We start from the raw sequence: 11,932 nt of genomic DNA, 5'->3' as shown, positions 1-11,932 counted from the left end.
AAATTATTTGAATTAAATTTTCTCAGCATCTGCCAACTTCTTAGTATCTGCATATTGCTGAAACTGAATTATTTTTCCGTCTTTAAGTGTGTAATGATGCGCTACTTGTACAGAATAACTTTCATCATTTTTAGAGACAATTTCGTAGCGCAAAGTTGCCAATACTTGATTATTACTCATCTCATGTAGATTTACATCTTTTACTGCGAATGATTTATACAAAGGGCCAATTCGTGCAAATACACCATTTAAGACAGCTTCTGGACCAATGTATGGATTACCATCAGCCAAGGAATTTCCTTCAGCTTCGTTCCATACAATTTTTTCATCTATTAAACCAAGTACGGTTGGAATGTCTCCTTTTGCAAACGCTTGGTAAAGACTATCGATTACTATTAAATTAATGGTATCGGTTTTTGTGTCTTGTGCAAATCCATTTAAATTAATGGCAATAAGGAACATTGTGGCTAATATTCGTTTCATAGTTTTCATGTGTAATGGTTTATTAATTAATATATTGATTTATGCACTTCCAATTCAATCTCTATCATAAATTCTGGTACTGCTAGTTCTGTTACACCAAGCCAAGAACCAGTAGGGAATTGGGTTTTATAAATTTCAGTTCTGTAGGCTGCGGCTTCTAAAAATTTTGGCATATCCGTTGTAAAGACATCTTCTTTCACTACATCATCAAATGTGCATCCATAATGTTTTAAGATTTTTTCTAAATCAGCATAGCAATTTTTCATTTGTTGTGCCAAATCGCCAACCGCTGTTGGGTTCCCTTCATCATCCATACTTACAGCTCCAGAAATTTTAATAGAATTGCCGATTTTTACAGCATGCGAATAGCCATAGGCTTTTTCAACTTCGGGTCTTAGCAGGAAGTATTCTGGTGTTTCGTTTACTTGATTGTGTGCAATGGTTTCCGTTTTTTCTTTTGTGATTTCTGTAGTGACTTTTTCTTCACAATTAAAAAATGATGCTGAAATAAAAAATAATAGTAGACTTGTAAATAATTTTGATGTGTTCATTTTGATTAGTGTTTATTGGTTATTTCTTTTTATCTTTCTTCCTTGTATAAAAACTTCGGCAATAAATAAGGGTATCGCCCAACAGGCCCAACTCATTAAAACTTGAACTTCTTCCCATGTTCCAATATCAAATGACCTTATAATATCGTATACAAATCTGAATGTGACGAAAGCTAGCGTAATGACGTAACTTCTAATCATCCACTCTTTATGTAGGTCTATTTTTCGGTTCTTTATAGAAATAAATGCCATTATGGAAGACGTTGACCACGCAACGCCAAGCATAAACCAGCCAACGGCATATGGTAAATTAACATCAGAAGTAACCACCATATACATACCAGATATTCCTGATAAAACAGTAGACATCATATAAACACGGCCTAATTGCCTATGGATTTTGAGATATTTATTTCGAATTTTTGGCATAAATTGAAAAGGCCCAATTATAGTTGCGATTATCCCCAAAACAATATGTGGAAATACCCAATACACTCTCGAGAAGTAATACGAGCCGTAAACTACTTCAGTTGGGATTAGCATGGGGAATGCTGTAGTAATTACGTAGTAAATCGTTATTATTCCTGTTAGTATTGCCAGAACTTTTAATGTATATCTATGTAATGCATTTTTATTGTTAGATGAATCCATTATTTATTAGAATCAGTAATTAATAGCTATTGGCAAGATATAAGGTTAAACCAAGGTTATCAATCACATCTTAATGTGAAATTTAGTGCTAACATTTTGTATATTTGAGACTTAGCTATTAATTAAACCATTATTTTGAATTCCTTTAAAACACTGAGCACTTTTGTTCTGCAAATGAGCTTACTCTTTGTATGCTATAGTGTGTATGCTCAAAATCCTTCGCAAATTGATGTGCTTACTACAGATGATGGCTTGCCCTTTAGATCCATTACTTGTATGGCTCAGGATAAAAATCAAATGATGTGGTTTGGTACGGAAGTCGGCTTAATACGATATGATGGTAATAATTTTAAGGTCTATAATTCTGATAGAACTAATCCTTTTTATATTGAAAATGAGCAAATTGGAGATAATATAGAAATTGATGACACAGCTAATATATTATGGTTTTTTGCGAATTTAAAATTGTATAATTTAGATTTAACCACAAATAAAGTTACTGCATTTAATGGTTCTCACGGTATCAAAGGAGACGTTGTAAATTTACTTAGAACTGAAGATGGTAGTATTTGGATAAAGACAGAAGACTATCTCACAGCAAACAAAGATGAAGCCAAACATTATCTTCAAAAATTGATTAACGACAAATTTGAAGTTAAGGCCACAGTATCAAGAATTCAAAGTGGTAACAGTACGTTAACTAAAGACAGAAAAGGACACATTATACTAAATTTAGATCAAGGTTCTTTTAAGTTTAATGCCAATGGTGAACTGTTAGACACCTATAAATTATCGACTTTTAATTGGCAAGGGAATATCTCTAATTTTACGCTTTCATATTTTGATAAAAATAATAAACAGTACTTTTTTTCTCAAAAAGAATTTGGGATTTTTACTTTAAGTGAGGATGGTTTAAGTTCAAAACACATACTTAATAACGGTGTACTATTTTACCAAGGCATACAAGACGATGAAGATCAGATTTGGTTTTCTGGTGATACGGATCTATTTCGCATGGACACAAATGGGGTTTTTAAGGATTATACACAACAGTTGAGGTCTACATTAGAATATTCAAAAATCAATATGCTTTTTATTGATGCTAACAAACTACTTTGGGTCGCAACAGACAATGGTTTATTTAAAATACGTATAGAAGATGGGCTGTTTACAAGCGTATTCGCATCTAAGAACCAGGGATGGGGAAATACAATGCGTGGTATTTTTGAAGATGCCAATGGAACTATCTATGTTAAATCTGAAAGTCAAAACAAAATTCTATTCAAAACTATTGCGGGTAAAATTGACACACTACATCTAAATCTTGAAAAAAACGCATTAGAGATTTCGCAATATGTGTCCATTTTTTATGCGCTGGATGAAAATAAAAAAAATGCATTCACTTTAGGTCTGGGCTTAATGAAAATTAATCTAGAAACTGGAGCAACTAAGATTTATGATGAGTTTAAATCTAGCATAGACTTAAGGAGTCAAAATCCAATAATAAAACTCAGAAATGGAAAATTATTATTTGGACAGAGTTTGTCGCAACTTATATTATTTGATCCTGAAACTGAAGCGTATAGTATGCCATTTGAAAATAAGAATATAGAAAATGATTTTGCTGATTTTAGATTCTTTAAAGAAAGTAAAACAGATGATGTTATATGGATTGGTACACGCAGTGATGGCTTGCTAAAAGTTAATATGAATGGAGGTGTTGAAACCCAGTTTTCTAAAGACACTAATCCGAGAATTTCACGAAATTATATTCTGGCTGTTGATGAAGATTTAGAAGGGAATATATGGATTGGCACCTATGGTGGTGGTCTAAATTACTTATCAGCAGATGGAAAAACGATAAAAACTTTTACTAAAAATAATGGTTTGCCAGATAATAATGTTGTTGGTTTTTTATTTGACGATAATCAAAATATGTGGATTAGTACTTACAATGGTTTATGCTATTTTAACCCAACCACAGAAGTGTTTCAGAATTTTTATGCTGAAGATGGACTCACACATTTTGAATTTAACTATTCGTCGTTCTATAAAGATAGTAATGGGAATTTTTACTTTGGCGGCATGAACGGATTGAATAAGTTTAAACCAAACGAAGTTCTAAAGCAATCTGAGACACCAAATATGCGATTTACAGAGTTTTCAGGTTACAATAGCAAAACTAAAACTGATTTTAAAACTGATTTTAATCAAACTAAATTATCAACTTTAGAAATTTCACCTTACGATCAATATTTTGAGGTCAACTGGACAATGCCAAGCTATTTTCAAAATAATAAAAATACATATAGTACAAAATTAGAAGGTTTTGAAAATCGTTGGTTTTATCATGGAAATAGTTCTTCAATCCGATATAACAAATTGCCGGCAGGAGATTACGTATTAAACGTAAAAGGTAAAGATTCAAGAGGAAATGAAAGTCCTTCAATTTTGTCCATACCGATTACAGTTAAACAAATATTTTATAAAAAATGGTGGTTTATAGCATTGGCGATATTAGCAGTTATAGCTATCATGTCTTCCATTTTTAGGTATCGATTTAAACAGGCTATGGCCATGGAACGCCTTCGGACTAAAATATCTAGTGATTTACACGACGATGTTGGGTCACTGTTGTCTGGTTTAGCCATGCAAACCGAACTTATGGAAATTAATGCCAGTGAAGCCGATAAATTGAAACTTCAAAAGATTGCAGGAATTAGCAGAAATGCGATTTCACAGATGCGAGATCTGGTATGGAGTATTGATAGTAGGCGTGAAACGGTTAACGATTTAATTGAACGTATGCATGAGTTGGCGGAAGAATTATTGTTGCCAAAAGACATCACGTTTCAAATTGTTAGCTCAAGTATTAGAAATCCTAATAGACGTTTAATAGCACAGACTAAGCAGGCTTTATTTTTAATATATAAAGAAGCCATCACTAATATTTTAAGACATTCTGATGCTACACATGTAAAAATAGCTTTAACTAATACGTTCAAGGGGTGTGAGTTTACCATTAAAGACAACGGCAGTAAAAAGGAGAGTTATAAGTCAACCGGTTTAGGCTTATCTAATATGGTAATGCGAGCAGAAAAGTTAAAAGGAGATATAGTATTTAAAAGAGAAAATGGATTTTGCGTTGAATTACATTTACCTTTTAATATGTGATTTTTTTACATTATTATAACTGCAGAATTGAAATCATAGTATAATTTTTATTTAAGTAGATTGTCCCCTTGAGGGGACTTTAGGGGTGTTTTTTAAAATATATCAAAAGGGAAACTATATAGAATATCTAATAATCTGTAAAAGTAAAATCACATCATAATGTGATTGTAGAGAATTTCTAAAACCATAACTTTACTAATGAAGAATTATCACATGTATAGCTTTTAAAATAGTGATAACATATAAGCCTTTCGCCAATAAAAAATGAGTAAAATTAATCTAGGGATTGTAGAAGATGATACGTTAATTCAGGAAAGCCTGAACGACTTTTTTGATGCCCAATCTGAGATTGATTGTGTGCAGATATCGTCTTCGGTTGAAGATTTTTTAACGTCAATTAAATCACTTGAAACTTTACCAAAGATAATTCTTCTTGATATTAACCTATTAGGTATGTCAGGTATTGATGGGATTCCATTACTCTTAAACGAACTTCCAAAAGTTGATATTATTATGCTGACGACTTTTGAAGATAATGATAGTATTTATAAAGCCTTGTGTGCCGGAGCTTGTTCGTATTTATCGAAAAAAACACCACTTAAAAAAATTAAGGAAGCTATAGAAGTAGTGAGCAAAGGTGGTTCTTACATGTCTCCTTCTATTGCGAGAAAAATAGTGAATACCTTTGCACCAAAACAGCATAAAAGCAATTTGCTAACGCCAAGACAAAAAGACATTGTAGCTGGTATAGTAGATGGTAAAAGCTACAAAATGATTGCCAATGATTTGTTTGTTTCCATCGATACGGTTCGTACACACATTAAGAACATCTATAAAACGTTAGAAATTAATAGTAAAGCCGAATTGATTCGGAAATCTTACGATAACGAACTATAATTCAAACTCTACCATACGAAAACAGATTTTTTTGTCGTTATTAAAAGTATGAAAAAAGTTCTACTCGCCATTTTGATCTTAACATCACTTGCTGTTTTAGCGTTTCAATTTAGACCAGTAAAAAAAGTGGTAAGTATCGTTAAATCAAGTATTGAAACACCAAGTCTTATTAATAAAGATAGTCTAACAATCGCGTCTAGAGTTAATATGCCTGACGGTTATAAACGTGTCAATTATGCCAAAGGAAGTTTTCAAGATTATCTTAGACGTTATAGATTAAAAGCTTTTGGAAGTAAAATCATTAATTACGATGACACCAACTATTTCTGGCAAGGAGGTCATATTGGTATTTTAGAGATTCCGGTTCCTAAAAATGGTCTACAACAATGTGCAGATGCACTTATTAGAATACGAAGCGAGTACCTGTGGGATAACAATAGAAAAAACGAAATAGGTTTTAACTTTACATCTGGGCATTATTGTTCTTGGACCAAATATGCTGAAGGGTATAGACCTAAAATTAACGGTAATAAAGTCACGTTTCATAAAACGGCAAGTGCCAATACTTCAAAAGGCAACTTCTATAAATATCTGAATTTAATATATATGTATTCTGGGACGTTATCGTTGTACAATGAGTTAGAAGCCGTTAAAGTGAAAAATTTAAAAATTGGTGATATGCTCATCAAAGGAGGTTCACCAGGACATATAGTTATGGTTGCAGATGAGGTTGTGAACGCGCAAGGAGAAAAATTGTATTTATTATGTCAAGGCAATACACCAGCCCAAAGTGTACATTTAGTAAAGAATCTTGAAGACGCAGCGATTTCACCATGGTATCAACTCGAAGATGATACGGCGATTTCTGTTTCAAATTATAGGTTTAGTAGTTCGAAATTTGTGCGTTTTAAATAGCAAGTTTGTATTTTTGCTATATGAGTAAACCACTAACACCACAAGAAATACATAATCTCGCCATGAACCATGTTGGTAAAGACCTGGAGGCGCGTGGTTTCGAGTTTGTAGCTATTAATTCTAAGTTAAAACGCCATCCACAATTTGTTTGTATCGATAAGAATAGTCAATATTATTTTGTGGTAGTCCGTGCCGTGATTTTACCAGATAACCCTAATAATTATGATGTGGTTTGGATGGAAACCTTTAAGAAACATGCTTTTGAAAAGGATGCTAAAGTGTTATATGCAGGCGTAGGGTTAGGAAATCCTGATGGTGAAGATTTACCGCTTTATTTAAACGAAGAATACCTCATTGAATATAATGGGATTCAAGTTATAGAAATGAATTTAAATTGACCAATTCCTGCGAAAGCAGGAATCTCATTAATAAAACACCAAGATTTTAGTTTTTAATATGAATAAAATTTTACTTTCAATTAGCCTTGTATTACTGTTTTTTTCTTGTCAACAAGAACCCAAAAACATCAAATTATCAGGTCCGGTTTTTGGAACGTCGTATAGTGTTCAATACCATTCGGAACATGATGTGAACTACCAAAAACAGTTCGATAGCCTTTTTAACGTGGTGAATCAATCCATGTCAACCTATATTCCTGATTCTAAAATTTCAAGAATAAATAAAGGGGAAGCTATTGAAGTAGATGCACATTTTACACGCGTTTTTAATAATGCAAGACAAATTTATAGAGCAACGGAAGGTGCTTTTGATCCAACAATCGGAGCTGTTGTAAATGCTTGGGATTTTGGGCCAGAAGGAAAAATAACAAACATAGATAGTACGGCAATTGATGGTTTAATGAAAGCAGTTGGCTTTAATAGAATGGGTTTAAGGGATAATAAAATTATAAAATCGGGAGCATCGTATCTAGATTTCAATGCCATTGCCAAAGGTTACGGAGTGGATGTAATTGGTGAATTTTTAGAACGTAAAAATGTTACTGATTATTTAGTTGAAATAGGAGGTGAAATAAGAGCAAGAGGCATTAATCTTGAAAAACAATCAACTTGGAAAGTGGGTATTGATGATCCTAATTTTGAAGGTGAACAATCCTACTCTAAAGTCATTCCTTTACAAGATGAAGCGATGGCTACTTCTGGAACATACCGCAAATTTAAAGTCGATGAAAACGGAAATCGCTATGCACACATTATTGATACCAAAACAGGCTATCCTTCAAAAACAAATATTCTTAGTGTCTCTGTATTGGCAGAAGATTGTATGACGGCAGATGCATATGCTACAGCGTTTCAAGCTATGGGCATTGAAAAGGTAACTGAATTTTTATACAGACATTCAGAATTAAAAGCGTTTATTATTTTTGAGAATGATGACAACGAGTTTGAAACGGTGTCGTTAAATAACTTTCCTGACTAGAAAAAACGACATTCAGCAGTTAAAAACCCACTTTTAAAAGCTAATAGGCTTTCAGTTTGTAATTTGTTGTAGTTTTAGCTACAATATTATGATGCTGAAGAAAATTCTCTTTTTTATATTATTTCAATTGTGCTTAGGTTATACGCAAGCACAAGAGCCCGTATCTGTACACCTTACAGAAAAAGATGGCTTGCCAGACAAAGAATTCTATAATATTATAGAAGACAGAAAAGGGTTTATTTGGTTAGCTGCAGATAAAGGGCTTTTTAGATATGATGGAAAAGTCTTTAAAAACTACAGCAACCAAGAAAAAAGAGGCTTATCTGTTTTTGAACCTAAAGAAGATCATTTGGGACGTATTTGGTGTAATAATATTTCCGGACAATTCTTCTATGTAGAGGATGATCAGCTTATGACGTTTATAGATCTTGGAAAGGAACTTAAAGGGGAGCTTTCAAATTTTGTAGTGACCCCAGAAACTCTAATTGTTTTTACCAAATATAGGATTTATTATGTCGATTTATTAAGTAAGAAAGTCACCACATCGTATGAGACTACCCTTGCTTTTGGGGAACCTTTTGAGTATAATAATGACATTTTTTTTGGGTCGTTCGATAACTTATGTAAACTAAGCAAAGGTTATAAAAAAGAAAACCTTTTTAAGTTCGAATTACCAAAACCTAAAAAGAATGGCAAATACAATGTTAATCAAAAATCAAAGCTCTTTAAGTTAGGATCTATGTTATTCTTTATAAGGGAACATGGCGAAAAAAATCGTTTTTTTAAGCTCGATTTAAATAAGAATCAATATACTGAAATCCATGATTTCGAGGAGCTTTCCTATCAGCGATATCTCTCGTATTTTGAAAATAATGGACAGTTATGGGTCGCTACGAATACTGGTGTTTTAGTGTACTCGTATAACAATGATAAATTTAAATTAGAAAAGCAGTTTTTACAACGGTATCATGTTACCAAAATTATAAAAGATAAAGATGATAACTTCTGGTTTACGACGCTGAACAATGGTGTGTTTGTTATTCCTAATATTCATATAGAACGTTTAAACATTTCGGAAGAAAATAGTAATATAAGTAGTCTAGAAAAGATAGATGATAACACCTTGTTTTTTGGAACTAATAGAGGAGATGTTGGTTTTTATGATGTCATAAATCATACAGAAGATATTATAGATTTGCCATCAACAGCGCGAGTTTCAGCCATAAAACACCATGCAAAAGAACAGTTAACTTTTATAAGTAAAGATGATGATGGCTTTTTATTAGATAATAAAACAAAACAAGTTACTGCTTTTAATAATTTTCATGCAGCAAAGAGTTTGTCTATTATAAATAATGAAAACCTATTATTTGCAAACTATGCCGATGTGCGCTTATTAGATAGTAATAATTTCAATAAAAAAGGTCAGGATATTTCTTCAAATAAAAGGACATTTACCTCATTTTATGATTCAGAATACAAAAGCACTTATATTGGTTTTATAGACGATTTAGTAATTTACGATTGTGATTGGAAGCCTAAACATATCAGGAATAATGACCAATCTATTTTTGCAATTTCACTTACCAAAACTAAAAATGGAATGGTTTGGGTCGCCACATTTAAAGATGGGATTTATGGTATAGCGCATGATAAAGTGGTGTCTCATTTTACAACCGAAAATGGTTTAGTGTCTAACCGTATTGAAAACATTAAAGCAGATGGCAATAAGCTATGGATAGCCACAGATAATGGCATACAATTATTAGAAACAGAAACCAAAAAAATAAAAACCTTAACGAAAAGAGATGGTATCGTGTCGTATGATATTTCTGGTATAGAAATTTTAGATAATACGGTTGTTTTTTCTTCTAATTTAGGGTTGTTTAGAATTGACAAAGAGAAAGTATTTAAAACACCAATACAGCATAACGTTTATTTTAGTCAAATAGAAATTAATGAAGAAGCCACACAAGTAAGACCTAATTATGACCTTGATTACGATCAAAATACAATTAACATTGAATTTAATGTTAATGGGTTCCAATTTAATCAGAAGGGAACATATACCTATCGCTTATTAGGATTAAATACCGATTGGGTATCAACAGAAACAGGAATAAATTCCGTTAAATACAATAGCTTGCCTGCCGGAAGCTACACCTTTCAAGTAAAACCTATACTTGACTTTGAAAGTAGTGATGCCACAATAAAAGAACTTAAATTTTCTATTGAAAGACCATTTTGGAAAACATGGTGGTTTATTTCAGGCTTATCATTTTTAGTACTAGGATCGACGGTTTTATACTTCCGAAGAAAAATAAAACAAAAGGAGCAACAACGGCAATTAGAAATAAAGCAACTGTCCTTAGACAATGAGTTGATTAATTTGAAATTAGAAAATTTACGGTCTCAAATGAATCCGCATTTCATATTTAATGCGCTTAATTCCATTCAGGAATATATTGTGTTGAATCAAAAAATATTAGCAAGTATATACTTGGGTAAATTTGCAGATTTAATCAGAACATACCTAAACCATAGCACCAAAGGACGTATTACGCTTCAAGAAGAAATTGATTGTCTTGACATGTATTTAGAGTTAGAAAAATTACGTTTTGAAGATAAGCTAGAGTATACTATTAATAGTTCTGGGAGTTTAACTACAGGAGAAGTTTATATTCCAACAATGCTCATTCAGCCTTACGTAGAAAATGCACTAAAGCATGGTTTGTTACATCGTAAAACAGACCGTATTTTAAAGATAGATTTTTTTATTAATGACAATACAAAAACAGTGAAATGCCTCATTGTAGATAATGGTGTTGGTAGAGGTAAGGCAGAAGTGTTTAAAGCACGAAAAAACAAAAAGCATAAATCCTTTGCAACAAAAGCCACTCAAGACCGATTGGCATTATTAAATTATGGTAAACAAAAGCAAGTCGGAGTCACTATAATAGATTTGTTTGAAGATAACCAACCATCCGGAACACAAGTAGAAATTAATATTCCTTTTACAACCTAAACCTAGAATTATGAACGTAGTAATTATAGATGATGAGCCAAAGGCTAGAAAATTACTAGAAATTTTAATAAGAGAAAACTGCTCTAAAATTACATCTATTTTTACGGCTGAAGATTTAATAAGTGGTGTAGACATTATTAAAAAAGAGCAACCAAAAATTGTGTTTTTAGATATTGAAATGCCAGAGCATTCGGGTTTAGAAATATTTGATTTTATTGATAGTGCAACTTCAAATTTTGAAATCATATTCACAACCGCTTATAGCGAATATGCCATTAAAGCCTTTGAACTTTCAGCTGTAGATTATTTATTAAAACCATTGCGAGCAGATAAATTAGTTGACGCTATTGAAAAAGCGATAGCTAATATTGGGAAATCTCATATTAATTTAAAATTAGAAGAACTTCAGAAAAGTCTAAAATCTTCTAATTTCAAAAAAATAGGGCTTCCTGTTGCAGATGGTATAAAGTTTATCAATTTTGAAGATATTATTCTTTTAAAAGCCGATGGCATGTACACTAAAGTAAGTGTTCATAATGCTTCCGAATTATTAATAAGCAAACCGCTTAAACATTTTGAAACCTTACTAGAGTCCATTCCTACGTTCTATAGACCACACCGTTCTTACCTCATTAATCTAAAGTACATTCAAGAATACTGCAAAAAAGATGGTGGTTATATTATTATGGACAATAATGAAAGCGTCTCTATATCAAAAGATAAGAAAGATGAGTTTTTAACCATTGTGCAGAATATAGGTTAGCGTTTTTTAGAAGTTGAAACGTACATTTCAGAAATT

10 protein-coding genes are annotated in these 11,932 nt (G+C 32.1%); 7 read left to right on the top strand and 3 right to left on the bottom strand.

What is annotated here, in order from left to right; genetic code table 11:
* Positions 1 to 12: 12 nt before the first annotated feature.
* From KO515_RS04715 to KO515_RS04705, 3 genes are read right to left on the bottom strand one after another with little or no spacing between them, the layout of a single operon-like run.
* A complete protein-coding gene (locus tag KO515_RS04715; RefSeq protein WP_252723779.1) occupies positions 13 to 483 on the bottom strand; it encodes a nuclear transport factor 2 family protein in 471 nt (156 codons plus the stop codon).
* Positions 484 to 509: 26 nt separating this feature from the next.
* Entirely contained in the window at positions 510 to 1,034 is a 525-nt protein-coding gene (locus tag KO515_RS04710; protein ID WP_252723778.1) for a RidA family protein, read from the bottom strand.
* Between the two features lie 12 nt (positions 1,035 to 1,046).
* A complete protein-coding gene (locus tag KO515_RS04705; protein WP_215935222.1) occupies positions 1,047 to 1,685 on the bottom strand; it encodes a DUF2306 domain-containing protein in 639 nt (212 codons plus the stop codon).
* A gap of 135 nt (positions 1,686 to 1,820) precedes the next feature.
* On the opposite strand from KO515_RS04705, the gene KO515_RS04700 reads away from it, so the two are divergent.
* The 7 genes from KO515_RS04700 (at position 1,821) to KO515_RS04670 (ending at position 11,896) form a co-directional block, all read left to right on the top strand.
* Complete coding sequence (locus tag KO515_RS04700; protein WP_252723777.1) at positions 1,821 to 4,859, top strand: sensor histidine kinase; 3,039 nt, start codon at positions 1,821 to 1,823, stop codon at positions 4,857 to 4,859.
* A 264-nt stretch (positions 4,860 to 5,123) separates the two neighbouring features.
* On the top strand, positions 5,124 to 5,756 hold the full coding sequence (locus KO515_RS04695) for a response regulator (protein ID WP_215935221.1): 633 nt from the start codon (positions 5,124 to 5,126) through the stop codon (positions 5,754 to 5,756).
* 48 nt (positions 5,757 to 5,804) lie between these two features.
* Positions 5,805 to 6,671, top strand: a complete 867-nt coding sequence (locus KO515_RS04690) for a DUF4846 domain-containing protein (protein ID WP_215935220.1) — start codon at positions 5,805 to 5,807, stop codon at positions 6,669 to 6,671.
* Between the two features lie 20 nt (positions 6,672 to 6,691).
* The gene (locus KO515_RS04685) at positions 6,692 to 7,069 is read left to right on the top strand and encodes a Na(+)-translocating NADH-quinone reductase subunit F (protein WP_215935219.1); all 378 of its coding nucleotides are present in this window, start codon (positions 6,692 to 6,694) and stop codon (positions 7,067 to 7,069) included.
* 58 nt (positions 7,070 to 7,127) lie between these two features.
* A complete protein-coding gene (locus tag KO515_RS04680; RefSeq protein ID WP_215935218.1) occupies positions 7,128 to 8,108 on the top strand; it encodes an FAD:protein FMN transferase in 981 nt (326 codons plus the stop codon).
* Positions 8,109 to 8,196: 88 nt separating this feature from the next.
* Positions 8,197 to 11,133: a sensor histidine kinase gene (locus KO515_RS04675; protein ID WP_215935217.1), complete on the top strand. Its 2,937-nt coding sequence runs from the start codon at positions 8,197 to 8,199 to the stop codon at positions 11,131 to 11,133.
* 10 nt (positions 11,134 to 11,143) lie between these two features.
* Entirely contained in the window at positions 11,144 to 11,896 is a 753-nt protein-coding gene (locus tag KO515_RS04670) for a LytR/AlgR family response regulator transcription factor (RefSeq protein ID WP_215935216.1), read from the top strand.
* Positions 11,897 to 11,932: the final 36 nt, after the last annotated feature.

The sequence above is a fragment of the Winogradskyella psychrotolerans genome (assembly GCF_018860545.1).
Lineage (GTDB): Bacteria > Bacteroidota > Bacteroidia > Flavobacteriales > Flavobacteriaceae > Winogradskyella > Winogradskyella psychrotolerans_A.
The sequence above is the reverse complement of the archived record's forward strand: the minus strand, read 5'-3'. Positions and strand labels throughout refer to the sequence as shown.